This window comes from Micromonospora sp. NPDC050276 (assembly GCF_044459545.1).
Classification (GTDB): Bacteria; Actinomycetota; Actinomycetes; order Mycobacteriales; family Micromonosporaceae; genus Micromonospora.
In genome coordinates, this window is the sequence record NZ_JBITJA010000016.1 from 1 (window position 1) to 21,839 (window position 21,839).

General features: G+C 73.2%; 25 protein-coding genes. 6 read left to right on the plus strand and 19 right to left on the minus strand.

The annotated features are described in order from the left end of the window. Window positions 1-558: 558 nt before the first annotated feature. From ACIBF8_RS27095 to ACIBF8_RS27110, 4 genes are all read right to left on the minus strand, one after another. On the minus strand, window positions 559-1,143 hold the full coding sequence (locus tag ACIBF8_RS27095) for a hypothetical protein (protein WP_396786680.1): 585 nt from the start codon (window positions 1,141-1,143) through the stop codon (window positions 559-561). 777 nt (window positions 1,144-1,920) lie between these two features. Further along, window positions 1,921-2,565, minus strand: coding sequence for a response regulator (locus ACIBF8_RS27100; protein ID WP_396786682.1), 645 nt, complete (start codon window positions 2,563-2,565; stop codon window positions 1,921-1,923). Beyond that, on the minus strand, window positions 2,556-3,740 hold the full coding sequence (locus ACIBF8_RS27105) for a sensor histidine kinase (protein WP_396786684.1): 1,185 nt from the start codon (window positions 3,738-3,740) through the stop codon (window positions 2,556-2,558). Before ACIBF8_RS27105 ends, ACIBF8_RS27100 begins: the two co-directional genes overlap by 10 nt. A gap of 35 nt (window positions 3,741-3,775) precedes the next feature. Further along, on the minus strand, window positions 3,776-4,558 hold the full coding sequence (locus tag ACIBF8_RS27110) for a DedA family protein (protein WP_396786686.1): 783 nt from the start codon (window positions 4,556-4,558) through the stop codon (window positions 3,776-3,778). Between the two features lie 82 nt (window positions 4,559-4,640). Between ACIBF8_RS27110 and ACIBF8_RS27115 the strand changes: the two genes are divergently transcribed. Together ACIBF8_RS27115 and ACIBF8_RS27120 are read left to right on the plus strand one after the other, a co-directional pair. Then, the gene (locus ACIBF8_RS27115) at window positions 4,641-5,339 is read left to right on the plus strand and encodes a carbon-nitrogen hydrolase family protein (RefSeq protein WP_396786855.1); all 699 of its coding nucleotides are present in this window, start codon (window positions 4,641-4,643) and stop codon (window positions 5,337-5,339) included. Window positions 5,340-5,419: 80 nt separating this feature from the next. Beyond that, the gene (locus ACIBF8_RS27120) at window positions 5,420-5,920 is read left to right on the plus strand and encodes a DinB family protein (protein WP_396786688.1); all 501 of its coding nucleotides are present in this window, start codon (window positions 5,420-5,422) and stop codon (window positions 5,918-5,920) included. Window positions 5,921-5,943: 23 nt separating this feature from the next. Here ACIBF8_RS27120 and ACIBF8_RS27125 read toward each other — a convergent pair whose 3' ends face one another. From ACIBF8_RS27125 to ACIBF8_RS27150, 6 genes are all read right to left on the minus strand, one after another. Next, entirely contained in the window at window positions 5,944-6,585 is a 642-nt protein-coding gene (locus ACIBF8_RS27125) for a histidine phosphatase family protein (protein WP_396786689.1), read from the minus strand. Window positions 6,586-6,618: 33 nt separating this feature from the next. Next, window positions 6,619-8,073 carry a protein kinase gene (locus ACIBF8_RS27130; protein ID WP_396786691.1) on the minus strand — a complete coding sequence of 485 codons (1,455 nt, stop codon included), beginning with the start codon at window positions 8,071-8,073 and terminating at the stop codon, window positions 6,619-6,621. 99 nt (window positions 8,074-8,172) lie between these two features. Further along, entirely contained in the window at window positions 8,173-8,376 is a 204-nt protein-coding gene (locus tag ACIBF8_RS27135; protein ID WP_396786692.1) for a hypothetical protein, read from the minus strand. Window positions 8,377-8,378: 2 nt separating this feature from the next. Next, window positions 8,379-9,422, minus strand: coding sequence for a LacI family DNA-binding transcriptional regulator (locus tag ACIBF8_RS27140; RefSeq protein ID WP_396786693.1), 1,044 nt, complete (start codon window positions 9,420-9,422; stop codon window positions 8,379-8,381). Window positions 9,423-9,549: 127 nt separating this feature from the next. Beyond that, entirely contained in the window at window positions 9,550-10,437 is an 888-nt protein-coding gene (locus ACIBF8_RS27145) for a helix-turn-helix domain-containing protein (protein ID WP_396786695.1), read from the minus strand. Between the two features lie 141 nt (window positions 10,438-10,578). Continuing rightward, a complete protein-coding gene (locus tag ACIBF8_RS27150; RefSeq protein WP_074309213.1) occupies window positions 10,579-10,818 on the minus strand; it encodes a DUF397 domain-containing protein in 240 nt (79 codons plus the stop codon). Between the two features lie 264 nt (window positions 10,819-11,082). Here ACIBF8_RS27150 and ACIBF8_RS27155 point away from each other — a divergent pair, with 264 nt between their 5' ends. After that, window positions 11,083-11,733 (plus strand): GGDEF domain-containing protein, encoded by a 651-nt coding sequence (locus ACIBF8_RS27155; RefSeq protein WP_396786697.1) that lies wholly within the window; start codon window positions 11,083-11,085, stop codon window positions 11,731-11,733. 4 nt (window positions 11,734-11,737) lie between these two features. On the opposite strand, the gene ACIBF8_RS27160 is transcribed toward ACIBF8_RS27155, so the two are convergent. After that, on the minus strand, window positions 11,738-12,802 hold the full coding sequence (locus tag ACIBF8_RS27160) for a phosphotransferase enzyme family protein (protein WP_396786699.1): 1,065 nt from the start codon (window positions 12,800-12,802) through the stop codon (window positions 11,738-11,740). A gap of 138 nt (window positions 12,803-12,940) precedes the next feature. On the opposite strand from ACIBF8_RS27160, the gene ACIBF8_RS27165 reads away from it, so the two are divergent. Then, window positions 12,941-13,132: a hypothetical protein gene (locus ACIBF8_RS27165; RefSeq protein ID WP_396786701.1), complete on the plus strand. Its 192-nt coding sequence runs from the start codon at window positions 12,941-12,943 to the stop codon at window positions 13,130-13,132. A gap of 217 nt (window positions 13,133-13,349) precedes the next feature. Here ACIBF8_RS27165 and ACIBF8_RS27170 read toward each other — a convergent pair whose 3' ends face one another. Then, window positions 13,350-13,841, minus strand: a complete 492-nt coding sequence (locus tag ACIBF8_RS27170) for a type II toxin-antitoxin system PemK/MazF family toxin (protein ID WP_396786702.1) — start codon at window positions 13,839-13,841, stop codon at window positions 13,350-13,352. A 50-nt stretch (window positions 13,842-13,891) separates the two neighbouring features. Between ACIBF8_RS27170 and ACIBF8_RS27175 the strand changes: the two genes are divergently transcribed. Together ACIBF8_RS27175 and ACIBF8_RS27180 are read left to right on the plus strand one after the other, a co-directional pair. Further along, window positions 13,892-14,407, plus strand: coding sequence for an NUDIX hydrolase (locus ACIBF8_RS27175; RefSeq protein WP_396786703.1), 516 nt, complete (start codon window positions 13,892-13,894; stop codon window positions 14,405-14,407). A gap of 26 nt (window positions 14,408-14,433) precedes the next feature. Beyond that, a complete protein-coding gene (locus ACIBF8_RS27180; RefSeq protein WP_396786705.1) occupies window positions 14,434-15,660 on the plus strand; it encodes a hypothetical protein in 1,227 nt (408 codons plus the stop codon). 77 nt (window positions 15,661-15,737) lie between these two features. On the opposite strand, the gene ACIBF8_RS27185 is transcribed toward ACIBF8_RS27180, so the two are convergent. The 7 genes from ACIBF8_RS27185 to ACIBF8_RS27215 form a co-directional block, all read right to left on the minus strand. Continuing rightward, window positions 15,738-15,926 (minus strand): hypothetical protein, encoded by a 189-nt coding sequence (locus ACIBF8_RS27185; protein WP_396786707.1) that lies wholly within the window; start codon window positions 15,924-15,926, stop codon window positions 15,738-15,740. 90 nt (window positions 15,927-16,016) lie between these two features. After that, window positions 16,017-17,174 carry an aromatic acid exporter family protein gene (locus ACIBF8_RS27190; RefSeq protein WP_396786709.1) on the minus strand — a complete coding sequence of 386 codons (1,158 nt, stop codon included), beginning with the start codon at window positions 17,172-17,174 and terminating at the stop codon, window positions 16,017-16,019. A 369-nt stretch (window positions 17,175-17,543) separates the two neighbouring features. Beyond that, complete coding sequence (locus ACIBF8_RS27195; RefSeq protein WP_396786711.1) at window positions 17,544-18,119, minus strand: DUF2267 domain-containing protein; 576 nt, start codon at window positions 18,117-18,119, stop codon at window positions 17,544-17,546. Window positions 18,120-18,159: 40 nt separating this feature from the next. Beyond that, window positions 18,160-18,558 carry an NUDIX domain-containing protein gene (locus ACIBF8_RS27200; RefSeq protein WP_396786856.1) on the minus strand — a complete coding sequence of 133 codons (399 nt, stop codon included), beginning with the start codon at window positions 18,556-18,558 and terminating at the stop codon, window positions 18,160-18,162. Between the two features lie 51 nt (window positions 18,559-18,609). After that, window positions 18,610-19,944 carry an MGH1-like glycoside hydrolase domain-containing protein gene (locus ACIBF8_RS27205; RefSeq protein WP_396786713.1) on the minus strand — a complete coding sequence of 445 codons (1,335 nt, stop codon included), beginning with the start codon at window positions 19,942-19,944 and terminating at the stop codon, window positions 18,610-18,612. After that, window positions 19,941-20,762, minus strand: coding sequence for a TIM barrel protein (locus ACIBF8_RS27210; RefSeq protein ID WP_396786715.1), 822 nt, complete (start codon window positions 20,760-20,762; stop codon window positions 19,941-19,943). Before ACIBF8_RS27210 ends, ACIBF8_RS27205 begins: the two co-directional genes overlap by 4 nt. Next, window positions 20,762-21,799, minus strand: coding sequence for a zinc-binding dehydrogenase (locus ACIBF8_RS27215; RefSeq protein WP_396786717.1), 1,038 nt, complete (start codon window positions 21,797-21,799; stop codon window positions 20,762-20,764). The genes ACIBF8_RS27210 and ACIBF8_RS27215 overlap by 1 nt, the downstream gene beginning before the upstream one ends. Window positions 21,800-21,839: the final 40 nt, after the last annotated feature.

Here is a 21,839-nt window from a genome sequence, read left to right on the forward strand (position 1 = left end):
ACAGCGCCGCCCCCGGCCGGTGGGCCGGGGGCGGCGCTGATGTCGGTGTGCAGGTCGCCTCTCGGCGAGTGGCACGACGCGGCTCCAGCCGAACGGTATTCCGCGAAGGCAATTTAGGTGAGGCCCGGGGACACTGAGTCACACCGACACTGTCCCCAACCAGCCCACCCTCCGGGTTGTTCCCGCACCCCGACGCGGCGGGGGTGCGGCCCGGCTCGCCGGCAAGGCGCGGCCCCGCCGGCAGCGCGCGGCCCGCAGCCACCGGCCCCCGGCCACCGGCTCGCGGCTCGCGGCTCGCGGCCCTGACGCGCGGCCCCGGGCCACCGGCGCACGGCCCGCGGCCCCGGCGCTCGGCTCCGCGGCTCCGCGGCTCCGCGGCTCCGCGGCTCCGCGGCTCTCGAGATCTTGGACAGTTTTCGTTCGCGTTGAACGGTAACTGTCCAAGATCTCGCGGGTGTGGAGCGTGCAAAGGCCGCTGGCCGGCACCCCGGGGTTGCGGGTGCCGGCCAGCGGTCGGTGTCCTGTTCTGCTGTTCTGCTGTTCGGTGGTGCTGTGGGGTCAGCTGTTCCAGTGCTGGGCGACGAGGTCGGCGGCCTGCTGCTCCCACTGGGCGTAGGCGTCCGGGTACGCCGAGACCTGCACGGTCTGCGCGGCCTCGGTCAGCGGCATGTCCTGCCACCCGTCGACCTGCTTGAGGCCCTTCAGGAACGCAGTCGTCGAGTACTGCGGGTCGGTGATCTGCTCCGGGGTGCCCCACCCCGAGCTCGGGCGCTGCTGGAACAGGCCCAACGAGTCGTGGTCGTTGGCGTCGCCGAGGTGGCCCAGGTTCTCCAGCTTCGACTCCTGCAGACTCGTCGCGATCGAGATCACCGCGGCCCGCTCAGGCAAACCGGCCTTCTTCGTCGCGGCGATGATCGCCTTCACGTTCGCGGTCTGCTCATCGTTGAGGGTGATGCGCGACTGCTCGCCCTGGGTACCGTGCGGGATCAGCTTGCCGGTGTCAGGCTTGTCAGCCTGCACGGCCATTGCGACCGGGTTGGCGTCGACCGGGTTGGCGTGCGCGGCGATCGGACCGGCGAACACACCACCGGCGAACGCGAGACCAGCAACCGACAGCACGCTCTTACGAATGATCGTGTTCATGGGGATAGCTCCTTCGGGGGTAGAACACCCGCCCACGCCGATCGGGGGAACGGCAGTAACGGGTGTGAGCACCTCGTCCGGCGCCGCACAAACAAGGGGGGAAAGTCTGGGGGGTGACGCCTACCGGCGTCGGGGTCGGCGACCGCCCGAGCGGGGGCTCGTGGCGCCAGGTCCCGGTGTAACGACCGGCCGGCCGGAGTCATTCCCGGGGGGCCATCTATTGGCACCCTCGTGAAGGCGGTGCCTGCGGCCGTTCGTGGGGACTGTAACGACCGGGCGGGGGCTGGCATTCCAACCTGCGCGACCCGCATCCCAACCCCGTGAAGCCGGGGCGGCGGGCCCGTGGTGCTGCGATCGTCAGGGTATGTAACGACCCCGTCCCCGCCACGATTCCGCCCCACGGGTGCGGCCGGCCACACCCCACAGACATCCACAAACGAACAAACCACCCACACGGCAGGGGACGCGAGCGACGAATCGGCCGTCACCCCCGTGATCCACTCGACTTTACGGAAGTCGGGGCATCCCGGACGCCGGGACACCCCCGACTTCGCCAAACCCGAGTCGATCATGCCGGCCCCTCCCGCACGCCCGCCCCGCCCGCGCGCCCGGCACGCACACCCGCCCCGCCCGCGCGCCCGGCACGCACACCCGCCCCGCCCGCCCGCACGCCCGCCCCGCCCGCGCGCCCGGCACGCACACCCGCCCCGTCCGCGCGCTCGGCACGCACGCCCGGCCCGCCCGCGCGCCTGGCCCACCCGTCGAACCTTGGCCGGGTCAGGTGTCCAGGTAGCGCAGGATGGCGAGGATCCTCCGGCTGTAGCCGGTCGCTGCCGCGAGGTCGAGCTTGTCGAAGATGGCGTTGACGTGCTTCTCCACGGCGCTCTGCGATACGTGCAGCCGTTGGGCGATGGCGAGGTTGGTGTGCCCCTGGGCCATCTCATGCAGTACGTCCCGTTCGCGTGGCGTGAGCCGGCCGAGCGGGTCGGGCCGTTGCGAGCCGGCCACCACCTGACGGACCACCTCCGGGTCGAGGGCGGTGCCGCCGACGCCGACCCGGTCGAGTGCGTCGAGGAAGTCGTCCACCTGGGCGACCCGGTCCTTGAGCAGGTAGCCGACTCCCTCGGGACGGTCCGCGAGCAACCGGCCGGCGTAGCGCCGCTCCACGTACTGAGAGAGCACGAGGACGCCGGTGTCCGGCCAGCGTCGACGGATCTCCAGGGCGGCACGCAGGCCGTCGTCGGTGTGATTGGGGGGCATCCGGACATCGGTGACCACCACGTCGGGACGGCACCGTCCGACCGCCTCGACAAGCTCATCCGCGGTGCCAACCGCCGCGACCACCTCGTGGGCCTCCTCGGCGAGCAGCCGCGTCAGGCCCTCCCGCAGCAACGTCGAGTCTTCGGCGAGGACTAGCCGCACGGCAACTCCACCAGCACGTTTGTCGGACCACCGGCCGGGCTGGTCACCCGCAGCCGCCCGTCCAGCGCCGCGGTGCGTCGCGCCAGCCCGGACAGTCCACGCCCGGACGGGTCCGCACCGCCGACGCCGTCGTCGTGCACGCGCATCCGGACCCACCCCTCCCGTGCCTCGATGTGGACCGTGACCAGGTTAGCGGCGGCGTGCCTCGCCGCGTTTGTCAGCGCCTCGCAGGCCACGAAGTAGAGCACCGTCTCGATCTGCCGGTCGGGACGTACGGGCAGCTCGCAGGTGATCCGTACCGGCACCTCGGAGCGGCGGGCGACCATGGCCAGCACCTCGCCCAGGTCGCTGCCGTCCAGCGCGGACGGGTAGACCCGCCAGGCCACCTCGCGCAACTCCTCGACGGCCCGCTGCACGTCCTCGTGGGCCTGGGCGAGCAACGCCCGGGTACGGTCCGCGTCGCGGGCCCGCCGGGCCCGGCCGAGCAGCATGCCGAGAGCCACCAGCCGCTGCTGCAGGCCGTCGTGCAGATCGCGTTCGATGCGCTGCCGTTCCGCGTCGACCGCGGCGATGACGCCGGCTCGACTGGTGGTCAGCTCCTGGACCCGCCGGGTCAGCTCCGCCCGACTCCCCGGGCCGAGCAGTCGTCGAGCCAGCCGGACGTCCAGCGCGGCGACACTGGCGAGAGCCTGGACGTTGAGCAGGAGCAGCACCGCGCCGACGGCGACCTGCGACAGGGCGTCGAGGAGGGTCAGCTCGCCCCGCACCGCCGCGCGCAACACGATCCCGGCCAGCACCACGCCGACGCCCAGCACGGCGTACGCCAGCAGGCCGAGCGTGCCGGGCAGCAGCCGGGCGGCCAGGTAGCCGACCTGCCGCCCGGTCGCCACATCGTTCGGAGTCGGCAACTCGTCCGCGTCGAGCAGCCCGGTGAGGCGGCGCCGTTCCAGGCGCAGCAGCCAACCCGCGTACCTCTTGGTCAGATCGCGGAGCCGGCGGCCGGTCACCGGCGCGAGCGCGGAGGCGGTGAACGTGACGGCGACGACGGCCAGGAAGGCGAGCTCGACGCCGGCCGTGGCGATCCCGACGGCCACGCCGACCGGCAGCCGGAGCCGGCCCCACCACGGGCCGGTTCGCCGCTCCCCCGCCACCTTGCCCCCTTCCGTGCCGAGCACGCCCCGAGACCCGTACCGCGCCGTTGCGGAGCGCGTCAGCGCTCGTCCGAGGCCCACGATCCGCTTCGGTAGAGGGTGCCGCGGCCGCCCGGGTCGGGCACGCCGTCCAGTGGGCGCGGCTCGGCGTCGGTCGGCTCGGGGTTCCGCGCGGCGCGGCGGGCTCGCAGCACGCGGGACCCGACGAACCACGCGACGGCCGCCGCGCAGACCACGATCACCACGTTCTGGAGTGTGCCGACGTACCCCTCGACGAGGTGCCAGTTGTCCCCGAGCAGGTAGCCGGCGAGGACGAAGGTGGTGTTCCAGATCAGGCTGCCCAGCGTGGTGTAGAGCAGGAAGATCTGCACCGGCATCCGCTCCACCCCGGCCGGGATGGAGATCAGGCTCCGGAAGATCGGGATCATCCGGCCGAAGAAGACCGCCTTCACGCCGTGCCGGAGGAACCACGCCTCGGTCCGGTCCACGTCGCTCAGCTTGACCAGTGGTAGCCGGGCCACGATGGCACGCATCCGGTCACGCCCCAGTGACGCGCCGATCAGGTAGAGCGCCAGCGCGCCCACCACCGAGCCCAGTGTGGTCCAGAAGATCGCACCGACCAGGCTCATCCGTCCCTGGGCGGCGACGAACCCGGCCAGCGGCAGGATCACCTCACTGGGGATCGGCGGGAAGAGGTTCTCCAACGCCACCGCCAGGCCGGCACCCGGCCCGCCGAGTCGTTCCACCAGGTCAGTGACGTAGCCGACCATCCCACCCTGGGGTGGTTCCGCTGCGGCGGAGGGGGTTCCGGTGGCGAACACGGCGTGGGACGTTCGAATCATGCGCCCACGTTACGAAGTCATCCTGAGAGTCGACCATGCGGCCGACCGCCCGGACGCGCGGGTCGTCCACACCGGTGGGGGTGTGGAAGACCGCACCCCGCTGCGGCTCGCGGTGGCGCAGCCGCCGTGCGTACCCCTGGATGTCGCGGAGAACGCGCGGTCGCACGCCGTCGCGGTCCGCGCGGCGCGGGCCCGGCTGGTGGTCTTTCCGGAGCTGTCGCTGACGGGGTACGAGTTGGACGCGCCGGTCGTGTCGGTCGACGACCCGCGGCTGGCGCCGCTGGTCGAGGCGTGCGCCGAGACCGGCGCGTTGGCCCTGGCCGGCGTGCCGGTCACGGGCGACCACATCGCGATGCTGGCCGTGACCGGCGACGGCGCGGCGGTGGCGTACCGGAAGATGTGGCTGGGGGACGCGGAGGCCCGGCGGTTCCGGCCAGGTGACACGCCAGCGGTGTTCGATGTGGACGGTTGGCGGGTGGGGTTGGCGATCTGCAAGGACACCGGCGTCGCCGCGCACGCGGCGCGGACCGCAGCGCTCGGCATCGACGTGTACGCGGCGGGCGTCCTCGAATCGGCGCGCGACACCGCCGTGATCGACCAGCGTGCCCACCGGATCGCCACCACGCACCGGGTCTGGGTGGCGGTGGCGAGCTTCGCCGGGTCGACCGGCGGTGGCTACACCGAGGCGGCGGGCCGGTCGGGCGTCTGGACGCCGGACGGCGAGGTCTTCTCGCGCACGGGCACCGAGCCGGGCGAGTCGGTCAGCGTCAGCCTTGGCTGAGTCGGCGCGTACGCCAGTGTGGTGTGTTCGGCTGAGAGCGGATGTTTGCGTCCCGCCGACGATCTTGAAATGCTTCCGGAATGACCTCCTTTCCGGGGACCTTCGCCGATGACATCGTCGGCCGGGCAGCCCAGGCGCAGTTCGAGGCGTTCATCGACGAGCACCGCAGGGCGCTCAACGGCTGCCTGGACGGGCTGACCGAGGAGCAGGCACGCCGCTCGTTGGTGCCGTCCCGGACCACGCTTCTGGGTCTGGTGAAGCACGCCGCGTTCGTCGAGAAGGTCTGGTTCGACGAGGCCGTCACGTGCCGGTCGCGCGCGGAGATCGGCATCCCCGCCACGCCGGACGAGTCGTTCATCCTCGACGACAGCGACACGATCGCCACCGTCCAGAGCGGGCACCGCGCGGCCTGCGAAGCCTCCCGCCGCGCCACGTCCACCCTGGGCCTCGACGACGTGCTTCGCGGCCACCGGCGCGGCCCGGTGCCGCTGCGCTGGGTCTACCTGCACGTGCTGCGCGAGCTCGCCCAACACTGCGGGCACGCGGAGATCCTGCGGGAACAAATCCTCGCCACCGAATAGCATCGCCGCCCGGCGGTACTGGATCACGCTCTAGCCCACCCGCCGGTGTCCGCGAAGCGACGCAGCGTCCAGCGGGCCGGCGGCCAGCCGCCGGGATCGTGGTCGCTGGTCCATTCGGTGATCGAGGCCGGGGGCACGTCCAGGTCGAACGCCCGGAAGACCGGCTGCGCGCCGAGCGCGTGAAACGCGCCCTCGACGGTCTCGCTGTGGCCGACCAGGACCACTGTGGAACCCCGGTGCCGGTGGGCGATCTCCATGATCGCGCGGCTGACCCGAACCACCAGTTCGGCCCAGCTCTCGTTGCCCTCCTCGAACGGCCGGAACACGCCGCCACCCGCCACCGCGTGGTCGGTGCGGAAGAGGGCGGTCGGCAGACCGTCGGCGTACGGGGGTGTGTGCCAGGTGCAGAGACCACAGTCGGCCACGGGCCGGACGCCAAACGCCGCGCCGATCGGTTGCGCGGTCTCGACGGCCCTGCGCAGCACGGACGAGTAGACCGCCACCGGCCCGTCGGCGGCGACCTCGCCGGTGAGCCGGTTGGCCAGGTGGTGTGCCTGCTCGTGGCCGAGGGCGGTGAGGCCCCGACAGCCACGTGGTCCACCGACGATTCCTTCGAGCTGGTGGACCGACTCGCCGTGTCGCACGAAGATCAGACGTGTCCGCATCGGGACATCATGCCAGCGGTATCGACGGAGGTATCAGTCGTCCGTACGGCCGGTGGAGAAGCTGTCGGCCTGGGTGAGCAGAGCGTCGAGTTGAGCGGCCGTCCGCGCTGGTAGGCGGTCCCGTTCCACCAGCTGGGCGATGTGCTCGCGCAGCTCGGCGACCTGCTTGGCGCGGTCTCTGGTACGGCGGTTGAGGTCGGCGAGCTCGTCCCGCAGATCCTCGGCGGTCTTGCGGTCGACGTCGCCGCGGGCGACCGCGGTGCCGAGGACGGCGGCGAACTCGCTGGTCACCTCCCGGAAGCTGACCGGTATCTGCTGCCCGACGCTCGGGGGCGCGGTGCTGGCGGAGGCCGGGGGCGAGGATGGCGCCGCCGGCGTCGGCGGGTGCGTCGTGGGTGTGGGCGCCGGGGCGGAGGTCGAGGGCGCGTCGGCGATCTCGGCCGGGTCGGGTGCGCCCTGGTCGCCGAGCGGATTTTCCGCGAGCAGGGCGCCGACACCGATCAGCACGGCGAGAACGGCCGCGACGAGCGCGGCGAGGGGCCGGCGCGAGCGGCGCCGGGCCGACTCGGCGGCAGCCGGAACGGGGCGGGCCGCCGACCGGTCGATCAAGGTGGGCGGGTGGGCGGCCGGCCGGATGCGCAGCAGCTCGGTGGGCGGCTCGACCGGCTGACCGGCGCCGAAGCGGCGGGCCAGGTGCGCGGCGCTCGGTCGGTCGGCCGGGTTGGCGGCCAGGCAGGCGACGGTCAGCTCGGCGATGTCGGCGGGCAGGCCGGGCACCCGCAGCGGCGGCACCGGCGTGCCCCTCCGGTGCACCTCCAGCGCGTCCTCCCAGCTCTGCACGGGCAGTGGCGCCCGCCCGGTGAGGGTGCGGTAGAGCAGGACGCCCAGGGCGTACACGTCGCTCGCCGGGTCGGGCGGGCCGGCGGTGAGTCGTTCCGGGGCGAAGTAGGCGGGGGTGCCCATCAGCGGTTCGCCGGACTGGCTGTCGAGGCTGCCGAGTGCGGCGATGCCGAAGTCGAGCACCTTGGCTCCGGTGTCGGTGAGCATGACGTTGCCGGGCTTGACGTCGCGGTGCACGACCCCGATCCGGTGCGCGGCGGCCAGGGCGGCGGCGATCTGCCCGGCCACCCGCACCGCCTCCGGCCAGGGCAGCGGCCCGGTCCGCAGCCGGTCGGCCAGGTTGTGGCCGTCGACGAACTCCATCACCAGGTACGGGACCACGACGCCGCCGGCCAGGGTCGCCTCGGCGTAGTCGTACACCTGGGTCACGTGCGGGTGGGTCAGCCGGGCGGCGGCGCGGGCCTCGCGTTGGATGGTGGCCCGCAGCTGCGGGTCGGTGGCGAACTGCCCGGCGAGCACCTTGATCGCGACGGGTCGGCCGAGCACCTCGTCGTCGCCGCGCCACACCTCGGACATGCCACCGAGACCGATCCGCTCGTGCAGTACGTAGCGGTCGTGGAGGCGGAGAGTGGGCATGAACGGTGACATGGCTTCACCAGTCTGCCTGGCAACGCCGCACTCGACCACTCTGCGTGCCCGGCCCCACACTGTTCGTCCCGTGCGTACCGGAATGGGGTTGGTTCGGGGTCAGGAGCAGCGGGGGGTGCCGGGCAGCGGTCGCGGTTGGATGCGGTCGGCGAGCCGGCGCAGGGCGAGGGCGGTGGCTTGCCGGGTCGGGGCGAGCAGAGTCCGGTGGGGGCGGTCGACCTGGACCGGAGCATCCGGTCGGGCCGAGTTGACGTGCCGGTTCATGGCGTCGAGCGCGGTGACGTAGCCGGTGGGAAGTTCCATGGTCAACTCCTCGGGACAGGTCCGGTGGAGCCCCGGACGACGAGTGCGGTGGGTAGCAACACATGACCGGCCGCGGCGTCCGCGGGCGGGTCGAGCAGCAGTTCGGCGGCGATCCGGCCCTTTTCTTCGGCCGGTTGCCGGACGGTGGTGAGGCCGGCCGCGGCGGCCTCGGGCACGTCGTCGAAGCCGGTCACCGAGACGGCGGGGCGATCATGGGCCGGCCGCGCGGCCAGGGCGTCCAGCACACCGAGCGCGAGGACGTCGGAGCCGGCCAGCACGGCGGTCGGTGGCACGGGTTGGTCGAACAGCCCGGCGATGGCCGCGGCTGCCGCCGGGCGGCTGTTGCCGGGGCCGTTGACCAGGGTCAGCTCGGCCCAGCCGACGCCGACCTCGGCGAAGGCGTCGGCGAACCCGCTGAGCCGACCCCGGGTGGTCGGGTGCGGCACCTGGTCGACCCCGGCCAGGGTGAGCGGGCCAGCCGGCGCGTCGGGCAGCACGGAGTCGGCGAGCAGCGCGACCCGACGGTGCCCGAGCCCAGCGACGTGCGCGGCCACACTGCGCGCGGCGGCCCGCTCGTCGATGCCGACGAACCGTTCGTCGTCGCCCGCGTTGTCGCGGGCGGCCGTGCTGACGAACGGCAGCCCGCGTTGGCGGATCACGTCCAGCGCCCATTCCTCGTCGGCGACGCAGTAGACGCAGAACCCGTCGACCGCGGCGTTCTCCACCGCCCGCCGGGCGTCGGTCACCGCGGGAGGCAGCGGCACCAGCAGCATGCTCGTGCCGTGCCGCTCGGCCGCCGCGCCGACACCGGCGAGGAACCGGACCGCGAACGGGTCGGTGAAGGCGTACGACAGTCGCGAGGTGAACAGCACCCCGATCGACCCGACGAAGCCCCGGCGCAGGGAGCGCGCGGTGGGGTTGGGGCCGGGGTACCCGAGTTGCCGGGCAGCGTCCAGGATGCGCTCCCGCAGGGCGGCCGAGAGCTGGTCGGGGCGACTGTAGGCGTTGGACACCGTGCTGCGCGAGACGCCGACGGCGTCGGCCACGGCTTGCAGTGTTGGCTTCACCCGGCACCTCTCTGCATCGATCCAGTCTGTATCGATAAAGAGACTAACCCCGCCAGTCGGCGTCGGTCAATACGTGAACTGAGCGTGGGGCCGTCGCGGTCGCGAGTCAGGCTGGGTACGTGTCGTCCAGCAGTCGTCCGAGGATCTCCGGCGTGCGCTCCGGCGGCTCGGCCTCGACGCAGAGCCGCTCCATGGCCACCGCGTAGTAATCCAGATCGTCGCGCTTGTCGAGGTAGATGGCGCTGGTCAGCTGCTCGATGTAGACGATGTCGGGCAGCTCCTGGTCACCGAAGCGCAGGATGGTGAAGGCGCCCCCGGCGGCGGCGTGGCCACCGGCGGCGAACGGGATGACCTGAAGCCGGATGTGCGGCGACTTGGTCGCCTCGATGAGCGCGGTGAGCTGGCCGCGCATGACCTCGGCACCGCCGATGGGTCGGCGCAACGCCGCCTCGTCCACCACGGCCCAGAGCTGCGGCGGATTGTCCCGGCGGAGCAGCTGCTGACGCTGCATCCGCAGCGCGACGCGTCGGTCGATCTCGCCCGGACCGGCCGCGCCGTGCCCGAGCAGCACCACCGCCCGGGCGTACTCCTTGGTCTGCAGGAGGCCGGGCACGAACTGCACCTCGTAGCTGCGGATCAGCGCCGCCGCGGCCTCCAGCCCGAGGTACGACTGGAACCAGGACGGCAACACGTCGCCGTAGCGGTGCCACCACCCGGGGCTGTTCGCGTCTCGGGCGAGCTTGAGCAGCGCGTCACGCTCGTGCTCGTCGGTGACGCCGTAGAGGGTCAACAGGTCGGCGACGTCGCGTTCCTTGAAGCCGACCCGGCCCAGCTCCATCCGACTGATCTTGGATTCGGAGGAGCGGATCTCCCAACCGGCACCCTCCCGGGTCACCCCGCTGGACTCCCGCAGGCGGCGCAATTGGGCGCCGAGCAGCATGCGCAGCACGGTCGGCCCGGTTGTCGGGCCACCCTCGGCGGGAACCATCGTCACGTGCGGACCTCCGGACACCGACCCACGGCAGCCGGGCGCCCCGGCCCGGCCGACGTGTAAGCATGCCATGGACCGATAGTGAGGTGAACTCCTCCGCACCGGTGAATCAGGCTCGCCGCCGGGACGACCCTCCCGGGACGGTCAGTTGATCAGGTGGTCGAAATCTCCATCCCGCGCACCGAGCACGAATGCGGCGATCTCATCGACCGTGTAGATCAGCGCCGGCCCCTCCGGGTGTCGTGAGTTGCGGACCGCGATGCCCGCTCCCCCGGGCAGTTCGGCGAGTTCGACACAGTTACCGCTGGGGTTGCTGCGGCGGCTCTTCTGCCAGCTCAGCGGAGGCAACTGGTGGATCGGTACGCCATTGGGCGGCTGCTGCATGGGGGCGTCTTTCTGTTACGAGCCCGCCGATGGCCGTGGGAGGAGCGGTAACGGCGAGGGGGTGCGGTATCGACATTGGACGGTTCTGCACGTGCATCTGCTATTGCATCTGCATCCGACGGCGAGCATGATAACGCACATGATCGGTGCCCATCCGTTCACTTTGCGTTACCCCCACACGGGCAACGATCAGGCAAAACTGGGCCCGACGCGGCGCGCCGCGTCGACCGAAGTCTGGAGGCGGTCGCGGCGATGGGAGGGTTCGTGCCGGATCCGATGAGCGTCGCCTCCGGTGTCTGCGCGGCCGGCGCGCTGCTCTCCTCCTGGCAACTACGCCGACGGGCGGTGCGCGCCGAAGCCGAGATCGGGCACCTCCAGGCCGAGCTGGCCGCCGAACGGCACGCCGCCAGTCACGACCCGCTCACCGGCCTGCCCAACCGCCGCGCCTTCTATCGCCTGGCAGCCGCCCTGCTCACCGACGCCGCCGGCCAGCCGTTGATCGCCGTGGTGCTCGACCTGGACGACTTCAAGCAGATCAACGACCGGTACGGGCACGCCGCCGGCGACCAGGTGCTGATCAGCGTGGCCGAGCGGCTCGCCGGCTTCGCCGGGGACAACCTCGTCGCCCGTCTCGGCGGCGACGAGTTCGCCGGGCTACTCTCCAGCCCCACCGTCGACCGGCGCTGGATCGAGCACTCCACCCGCCGGCTCAGCGAGACCGTCGCCGCGCCCATCCGGCTGAGCGGGTGCAGCGTCCGGGTCACCGCCTCCGTCGGGCTCGCCCCGGTGACCGGCCCGGCCCAGCTCACCGACGCGCTCAGCCGCGCCGACGCGGCCATGTACCAGGCGAAGAGTCTCGGCGGCACCCGGTCGCCCCGCCAACTGGTCGACAGCGCGTTCCTCGCGGAGCGCTGATCGTTCAGCCCCGGCTTGCCACGTGTCCGTCCTGGACGGTCGCCGCACCCGCTCCGCGAGACCGACCAAGGTCGCGCAGCGCCGTGTCGGCGAGGGTGACCAGACCCACCGGTGACACCAGCCCTCGCACGATCCGCGCGGCCCGGCTCCGATCGGCCGCCTCGGCGTCGGTGTCCAGCGCCTGGCCGGTCCAGTCGCTGAGGTCGTCGAGCGCGCGGACCGCGAGGAACCAGGCCAGACGCGCCGGGTCGACGTCGGCAGTGCCGTAGCCGGCAAGGGCGGCCCGCTGCTGCTCGGCTGTGATCGGCGCGAAGGCGAGCACCCCGCCGAGGACGAACATGAGGTCGCACTCGGGCGGGGCGAGCACCGCGTCGTCCCAGTCGATCAGCCAGACCTGCCCGTCCGCGCCGAGCAGCAGGTTGCCCAGGTGCGGGTCACCGTGGCAGACGACGTTCGAGCCGGGTCGGTCGCGCTGGTCGAGTGCCCGGCGCTCGATCTCGCGGATCAGAAACCCCAGCCGGTCGGCCTCCGCGGACCACACCCCCGCCAGCTCCGCGACCAGCGGGTCCGCGAGGTCGGCCGGGTCGCGCAGGCGCGCGGCCATCGCGCGGGTCGCGGCCACGATCGAGGGGTACGCGGCACCGCCCGCCGGCAACAGCCGGCTCAGCTCGTCGGTCACCGGCGCCGCGTGCACGGCGGCCAGCACCTCGCCGTACGCGCGCCAGTGCGCGGCGGTCATCGGACCGTCGAGCGCCCGCTGGTCGGAGACCCACGGCACCACCGAGAGGCGGCAGCCGTCGTGGTCGACGGACAGCCGCCCGTCGACGGCCCGCAGCGGCGCGGCGATGCCCGGCACCCCCTGCTCGGCCAGGTACGCCGTCACGACCAGCCCGGCGGGCGTGCCACCGCCGCTCAGCTTGACCGCGTACCGGGCGCCGTCGGCGGCCTGAGCCAGCCACAGTCGGGCGTGCTGATCCGCGCCGTAGGTGACCTGCTCCATCGTGGACAGCCGCAACCCGAAGCCCGTCCACACCTGGTCGGCCACCTGCCGCGCCACATCCTGCACCATGCGGACACCATGCCAGCGCTCCGGCCACAGCCCCAACGATTTTGCTGTCTCCCACCAAACCCGGCTCGGGGCGTTCTGACCCGTCACATACGGGTTTGGGAGGCCAGTACCCCGATACGACCGCCGAGAGGAACCGACGTGGCGACCATCCGCGCTCTCGTACCCATAGACGAGGGCGGCGCCCACCACACCATCGGTGAGGTGCAGCGGCCCACCACAAAGGCCCTGGCGCTCAACAGCGCACACCTGGCCCGGCTCCTCGCCGACCAGCCCTACCCGCCGCCGGAAGCACAGAACGCCGCGGTCGGCCCAAGCCGCGAATCCGCCTGACCAGCGTGTCCCGGCCTACCTCGGCCGGGTGCCATAGCCAAGGTGCGTGCCTGTCGAGCTGCCCCACCACTGGGGCAGCTCGCTGTGCGGCTCGCCACCGGTCCGCCCCCACCACCCGAGCGCCCCAACGGCGGGGCAGCTCGACAGGCACGCACCGAACACCACGGTGGGCGCATCCTGGAAGACCTCGAACCGGGGCAGCCGCATCGGTGGGCGGTCAGCGCCAGCCGTAGCCGGCGCGCAACGCCTGCCCGACCCGGTCGAACCGGGGCCGATCCAACACGGCACCCTCGCGGCGGATGCTGTCCTCGCGCATGGTGAGCACCCGGTCCAGCCGGACCCAGCTCGGCCGGTTGTCGCGGTCCCACTCACCCGGCCCGAGCGCGAACCAGTGTCGCTGCCCGTCCCGCTCACTCTGGCTGGACAGCATCAGCCCGAACAGGGTCCGGCTGTGCCGCCCGACGACCAGCACCGGCCGGTCCTTGCCCTGGCGGGGGTCGTCCTCGTACGGCACCCACGTCCAGACGATCTCGCCGGGGTCGGCCTGACCGTCCCGCTCCGGAGCGTAGGTCAGCTCCCGGCGCTGCAACGCGCTCACCTGCCGGCGGCGGGCCACCTGCGCGGGCGCCGGCCCGGTGCGCCGGGGCGACGGGATGACCACGCCGACCCGGGAGATACGAGCCGCGACATTCCTCAACAGACCAGCCACGGCGGGCAGCCTACCCGCCGCCGCAGCGGGCGGTGCGACAGACTGGCCCGATGAACGAGCTGCCCCGCGACCTGCCGATCCTCGAGCGACGCGCGGTGCGGGTGGTGGTCACCGACGGCACCGACCGGGTGTTGCTGTTCCACACCCACGACCCGGACCACCCCCGGCTGGGCACCTGGTGGGAGCTGCCCGGCGGCGGCATGGATCCCGGTGAGACCTGCCGCGACACGGCGGTGCGGGAGCTCCGGGAGGAGACCGGCATCGTGATCACCGCCGACCAGGTGGGCGCGCCGACCTGGCGACGGCGGGCGAGCTTCCTGCACCGCCAGGTGCGGCACGTCCAGGACGAGCTGGTCGTCACCGTACGGCTGACCGGCCCCGGCCCGGACGTGGACGAGGCACACCGGCTCGACTACGAGCGGGAGGACTACTTCGGCTTCCGCTGGTGGCCGTTGCCCGAGGTGGTGGCCAGCCGGGAACGCTTCTACCCCGGGCAGCTCCCTCGGCTGATCACCCCGTTTCTCGCCGGCACGGAGATCGACGAGCCGTTCGAGCTGTGGTCGTGAGCCGGGCCGGCGGGCAGAGTAGGGGCATGACCACCGAGCTGCACGGGCCGCTTTCCGCGTACGCCGAGCGGCTGCACGCCGCGATCGGCGACCGGCACCACGTCGCATCCCCGCTCGGCGCCTGGCTGCTGCTCGCGGTCTGTGCCACCGCAGCGGCCGACTCCGACCCGGCCGCCAGGGACCTGGCCAACGCCCTGGGCACCGACCTGGCCGACGCGGCCGAGGTGGCCCGAGCGCTGTTGAACGCGCCGCACCCGCTGGTCGGCTCGGCCACCGCGCTCTGGCACCGACCGGGGCAGGGCGACGGTGGGCCGGCGGGGTGGCGGGCCGCGCTGCCCCGCACGACCGAGGTCGGCGTGCTGCCCGATCAGGCCGGGTTGGACGCCTGGGCCCGTGAGCACACCCTCGGCCTGATCGAGACGTTCCCCCTGCGGGTCCGGCCGGACGTGGTGCTGGCCCTGGCCAGCGCGTTGGCCACCCGGGTGTCCTGGGCTACCCCGTTCGACGTCGCCGACGCACCCGCGCTCGGCGCCGGCAGCCCGTGGGCCGGGCAACTGCGGCGGGTGTTGCGCAGCCCGAGCCAGGGCCACCGGTGCGCCATCGTGTCCACCTCCCGGGCCGGTGACGTGATCGTGCACGCCGCGCCGGCCCAGACGACCGACGGCGCGGGGCTGGTGGTCCTCTCGGTGGCCGCCGCACCGCGGGTGTCACCGGCCGTGGTGCTGGCCGTCGCGTACGAGCTCAGCGCCGGCGCGGCCGACGGCGCGCAACCGACGGGGACCCGTTCGCTGTTCGACCTGCCGCTCGGCGATGCTCCGCTGTGGACGGTGCGTGAGGAGCGGGTACGCACCCGGGCCCGCGACGGCCGCGAGGAGCGCCACCATGCTGTCCTCCCCTGCTGGTCGGCCCGGAGCGAGCACGACCTGACCGCCCCGGCGCTCGGCTTCCCGGCCGCGTCGGCGACGCTGGCGACGGCGATGGCGCTGCCGATCGAGACCTTCGAGGCACGACAGACGGCGGTGGCCCGGTTCGACCGGTACGGCTTCGAGGCGGCGGCGGTGACCGGCATGTTCGGGCTGACCAGCCTGCCGCCGGAGGGTGTGGCCCGCACCGCCGAGTTGCGCTTCGGCCACCCGTACGCCGTGGTGGCCGTCGCCACCGACACCCGGGCCGACGGCGTCACCGGGCCCTGGCACGGGGTGCCGGTCTTCTCCGCCTGGGTCGCCGAGCCCGAGGAGGTGCTCGAGGCGTGAGGCAGCTCGCCGAGACCAGGCAGCGGGGACGCTCCGGCAGTGGATCGGGCCCACCCCGCTCGGGCGCTCCGGTGACGCTAGGCGATCGGCGGCCCGGGACAGGTGAAGAACACTCGTGCCTCCCAGCCGGGCACCACGTGCCCGTGACCGTCGTCGACCGTCATGCGCTGGAATTCGGTGGTGTGGATCGTGGGCAGACCGGCGTCCATGCCACACGCCTCGCGGGCGCTCTGCTGCGCGATGGTCAGCGCCAGAGAGAAAAGCACCCGTCTGCCACATCGCGACGGCAAGCCCTCTGCATCGTATGCCGCGACCCTTCCCAGGGCGAGGTCCGCGCCTGATCCCCGGGGCGTCGCTCACTGGGATGCGCCACCTGGCCCGAGCGATTCCTCGCCGCGCTGCTCGGCCTCCCGTACCAACTGGTTGGCGCTTGTCGCATCGCATCCGGCGGCACGCAGGAGGTCACTGGCGGCGGTGCGCAGTTGGGTCACCACCGCGTCGCCGAACTCGTCGACGCCCCGCGCACGGGCGCGACCGCCCTGGTGGACGGCGTCGAGTGCGGCCTGGCGGGTGCGCTCGGTCGGCCGACCGGCGCGGTGTTCCCGACGCAGCAGCTCCACCGCGTCGGCGAGCCGTCCGACGCTGGCCGGCAGGTCGGCCGGGATCGGCTCGTCGTACTGCAACGCCATCGCTGACCGCCGGGCCACTCCCCGACCGTGTTCGATGACGCGTTCCACCTGCTGGCTGGCACGCGCGAACCGCTCCACATCCTGACGACGCAGCCACCGGGCGGGCGCGAGGCTCACCACCTCCTCGGCGCCACTGAGCGCCTGGTGCATCCGGTCGAGGTCCGGGCCCATTCCCCGCAGTACGTCCAACGCGCGTACCGCCCGCTGCTGGTCGCCGGCACCGAGCGCGGCGGAGACCTCCCGCAGTTGAGCGGCGAGGCACGTGTAGATCGGTGCGGCGTCCCGGTCGAGGATCCGCATCGGGTTCAGCGGCACCAGCACTGCCACCACCACGAGGCCCACCACCCCACCGACCATCGCCTCCACGATCCGGGGCCACTCAAGGTCCTGCTGGGCGGGGCTGAGCGCGGCGAGCAGCACCGCCGTACCGCCGGCCTGACCGACGGCGGCGCCGCTGCGCCCGAACAGCACCAGCGTGGCGAAGATCGCGCACCCGACGATGAATCCGGTCTGCCAGAATCCGGTGCCCAGAAAGGACAGCAGGAAGTCAGTGGTGGCGATACCGAGGCCGACCCCGATCAGCAGTTCGACCGTGCGGCGTGCCCGTTGACCGAGCGCGGCGACGATGGTGCCCACGGCCGCGGACGGCGCGAAGATCGGCGCCGGGTTGCCCAGCACGTTGTGCCCGATCGCCCAGGCCAGGGCCGCGGCGAGGCCCGCCTGCACCGAGATCACCAAGGCGACCTCCAGCTGACTCAGCCGCAGCCGGCCGGCCCGGCCGCCCCGACCACGAGCCTGGGCGGCCGCCGCCCTGGCGCGCTCCACCACACGACGACGCCGTGGGCGGGTGACGTCGTCTCGGGGGCGACCATCGGGATCCACCGAGCACTCGTACCATGCCGCATCCCACCCAGTCCGGACAATCCCGACACCCTGGCCTGAATGATCGACTCGGGCTCATGAAAGTCGGCGTGTCGCGGGCAGCGGGACACCCCGACTTCCACAAACGCGAGTCGATCTCGCCGGGCGCGGCCGGGCCGGGCCGAGCCGAGCCGAGCCGAGCCGAGCCGAGCCGAGCCGAGCCGGGCCGAGCCGGGCCGAGCCGGGCCGAGCCGGGCCGAGCCGGGCCGAGCCGGGCCGGGCCGGGCCGAGCCGGGCGCGGCCGAGCCGGGCGGCTCGCGGTCCAGCCGCAGGTCAGCGCCCGTCGTCGTGCGGCAGTCGCGCCACCATCGCCCGGAACTCCCGTACGGTCATCGCCTCGCGCAGGGTGGCGAAGACGGCGCCGGTCCCGGCGCGGGCGGTGGCCGGGTCCACCCCGGCGCGCTGTGCCACCCGACGAAGGAACTCCGCCGGGCCGGCGTCCGTCGGCGGTACGGCCGCTGCGCCACCGACCTCCAGACCCACCCCGCTGGTCAGCCCCTCGGCACCGGCATCCGGCCCCAGGACGACCGCATCCGGCCCGACGGCCCCGGCCGCATCCGGCCCGACGACCCCGGCCGCATCCGGCCCAACGACCCCGGCCGCATCCGGCCCGACGGCCCCGGCCGCATCCGGCCCAGCGGCCCGGGCGGCATCCGGGGTTGGGCCAGTCAGGTATCCGTCGACGTCGTTCGGAAGGTGCCCGACGAGGTCGTCGGGCGCGCCGCCGGTCACCCGCTCGGCCAACGTCCGGAGCACGGCGCGGGCGAGCACGGCGGCCTGCGGGGACGGCAGGCCGGACCGGCGGGACACCGCGTCGATGAAGTACGGGAAGCCGTCGCCGTCGGTCACGCTCGGGCGGTTACCCCTGGCCGGCCGCGACAAACTGCCCCTAGCGCAGCAGGCCCTCGCCCAGCAGGTGGTCGAAGATGATCTGGTCGACCGGCGAGGTGCGGTGCCGGTCCGCGTACCCCAGCCAGGCCATCTCGGCGATCTCGCTGGCCGGACGCAGCTGACCCTGATAGCCGGCCCGGTAGCAGGTCATCCGCACGGTGACGCCGGCCGCGTGGCTGTGCGCCTGAGCGGTGAAGGTGCCCACGTGTACGGCATCGCGCACGTCGACCTCGACGCTCAACTCCTCGTCGATCTCTCGGCGCAGGGTCTCCAGGTCGGTCTCGCCCGGTTCGCGCTTGCCACCCGGCAGGTACCAGACGTCCTTGCCCGCCGATCGGGTGCTCAGCACCCGATCGTCCTCGATGAGGATCCAGGCCACCTTGTCGATCTCGCGCACCATGCTCCCTCCGGCCGCTCGGATCGGGGACGCTACCATCCGGCACCGCGCTCAGTCGGCCAGCAGGTCGAGCAACAGCGCGGCGGTCCAGCTGAACGCCGGTGAGCCCAGCCCGGCACCGGTGTCCGGGTGGAAGTACTCGTGGCAGCCGGCCCCGGCGACCAGATCGATCATCGAGCGGCGCAGCCCGGCGGCCAACTCCGGGTGCCCGTGCGCGAGCAGCCCACGGTGGACCAGCCAGCCGATGTTGAGCCAACTCGGCCCACGCCAGTAGCGCAGCGGCTCGAAGTCGGGTGCGGTGCGGTCGTAGGTGGGCAGCGGCCGGTCCATCCGCCGGGCCACCCCGAAGCGCGCCGACCGGGCCTCGACGACCAGCGCGTCGGCCTGCCGGGCCGGCAGGTCCGGCAGGATCAGTGGGGTCAACCCGAGCCCGGTACGCGCGCTGAGCAGTCGGTCGGTGCGCAGGTCACGGGGCTGGAACGTGCCGGTGCTCGGGTCGTACAGCCGGCGGAGGAGGGCTTCGGTGATCCGGGCCGCGCGGGCCCGGTGCGGCCCGGGGTCGTCGCCGAGGAGCGCGGCGATCTCGGCGAGGGCGTGTTCGGCGGCCCCGAACGCCGTGTTGAACAGCGGGCACTCCACCAGGAACGGGTGACCGGTGGCCAGGTCGCGATCGGAGTAGCCGTGGTCGCGGTAGGGGGCGACGATCGCCAGGTAACGCGCGTAGTCCAGGTCCGTGGGGCGGTGCGCGGCGGCGGCGTGCGCCGTGTCGTGCCGACGGTACGCGCGCATGACGGCCGCCTCGGCCGGTACCGCGGCCATCGGCTCGTCCCAGGCGGGACTGTTGTCCAACCCGGACTCCCACGGGTGCACGACGCAGACCAGTCCGTCGCCCGCCACGTCCCGCCGGTCGGCCAGGTAGCGCTGTTGGGCGACCAGCGCGGGATAGAGCTGGCGCAGCGCGGCCAGGCCGGTCGGGTCGGGTGCCCGCCGGTACGCCAGCAGCGCGGCGAGCGCGTGCACCGGCGGCTGGACCAGGCCGGAGGTGGCCACCGTCGGTGCTCCGGTGACGCCGGCCGAGCGCCACATCTCCGGCCCCGGGAAGTACGCGCCGACCCGCAGCGCCGGGTTGAACACGATGTGCGGCACCCGTCCGTCGGCCCACTGCGCCCGGAACAGGCTCGCCAGCTCCCGCCAGGCTCGATCGGGGCGGATGTGGGCCAGCCCGATCGCGATGAACGCGGAGTCCCAGCTCCACTGGTGCGGGTAGAGCGTGCGTGAGGGCACGGTGTGGTCGTGCTCCCAGTTGGCGTCGAGGGTGTCGACCGCGAGTCGACGCAGCCCGGTCGCCTCCGCCGGGCCACCCGTGCGGGCCGCGGCGGCGGTCACGCGGCGGCCCGCCGGGGCTGCGCGTGCCGCAGCACCGTGGCGGCCTGCTGCAGGGCCCGGACCGGGTCGCCGCGTAGCCGGCACTCCAGGGCCAGCCACCCCCGGTAGTCCAGCTCCAGCAGGGTACGCACCAGCGCCGGCCAGTCCAGGTGCCCGGCGCCGGGCTGGTACCGGTTGGAGTCGCTGACCTGCACGTGCCCGAGGTACGGCGCGGCGGCGCGCAGCGCGCGGTGCACGTCGTCCTCCTCGATGTTCATGTGGAAGGTGTCGGCGACCACCCGGACCGACGGCAGCCCCAGCGCGGCGCACAGCGCCACCGCCTCGTCGAGCCGGTTGACCATGTGATCCTCGTACCGGTTGAGGGGTTCCAGGAAGAGGGTGACCCCCTCGGCCCGGGCGTGTTCGCCCAGCTCGCCGAGGGTGTCGAGGAGCACCTGCCGGTCGCCGGCCGGCGGGCGCGGCGGCTCGAACGGCGGCAGTCGCCGGGAGAACATCCCCCAGGCGGCCGGGGTCATCACCCCGACGCCGCCCAGCTGAGCGATCACCGAGAGCTGGGAGCGCAGGTTGCGGACGGCGTCGGCGGACCGGTCGGGGTCGAAGTCACCGATGAAGTGGTCCATCTCGACGCAGACGGTGGGCATCACCACCCCGGCGGCGCGGGCTCGGCGCAGCTCGGGCAGCCGGCGGGCGAACGCGAGGTCGCCGCGGCCGCGTAGCTCGATGCCCTGGTAGCCGAGGGCGGCCGCGAGGGCGTACTTCTGGATCAGGTTGGTGCCCGGCAGGAGTTGTTCCTGACAGGCCAGCGCGATGGTGGTCATCAGAACCTCAGCACGACTTGGAGGACGTCACCGGCGCCGCGGTCGAGCAGCGCGAGGGCGTCGGCGACCGCGCTGGCGTCGACGATGTGGCTGACCAGCGGCAACGGGTCGACGCTGCGGTCGGCCACCAGGTCCATGAAGGTCTGCGCGACCCGTTCTCCGGTCCACCGGCCGGCCATGCTCGGCGCGGGGGTGGGCCCGGAAACCTGGGCGGCGACCAACTGGATGCGGTTGTGGTGGAACTCCTCACCGAGGCCGAGCGCGTCGGCCTGGCCCTGGTAGAAGCCGGCGGCCACGACCCGGCCGGCGTGCGTGGTGGATCGGATCGCCTCGTGCAGCGCCGGGTACGCCCCGGACAGCTCCAGGCAGACATCGGCGCCCCGACCGCCGGTGGCCTGGCGCAGCACGGCGGCGGCGGACGCCACGGTGGCGTCCACGGTGGATCGAGCGCCGTATCGGGCGGCGTGCTCCAACCGGTCGGGCACCGGGTCGACGGCCACCACCCGGGCCCCGGAGAGCACGGCGAGTCGGGTGGCGAGCAACCCGATGACGCCCTGTCCGAAGACGCCGACCCAGTCGCCAAGGTGCAGGTCACCGGCGAGTACGGCGGTCAGCGCGATGGCGCCGGGGCGGGCGAAGACCGCGGCGAGCGGATCCAGGCCGGCGGGGAGCGCACGGACCGCGTCGGCGGCGAGCACCGCCTCGGCCCGATGCCCCCAGATGCCCCAGACGAGCTGCCCCGGTTGGCGGTCGGTGACACCGGGTGCGACCTCGATGATCTCGCCGACCTCTTCGTAGCCGAAGCCGATCAGCGGGTACGGCACCGGGGTCTGTCGGGGGACGAACATCCGGGCGGCGTCGTCCCAGTCCTTGCTGAGCCGGGGATTGCTGCCCCGGTAGAGGGTCAGCTCGGTGCCGGCGGAGATGCCCGAGTAACAGGTGCGGACTCGGACCTGGCCGGGGCCGAGCGGATCCGGTGGACAGGGCTCGAGGCTGATGCGTCGAGGCCCGGCGAGAGAGACCACCCAGTTGCCCATGTGTCACATCCCGGTAGCACTGGGATCCAGGATAGCAAAA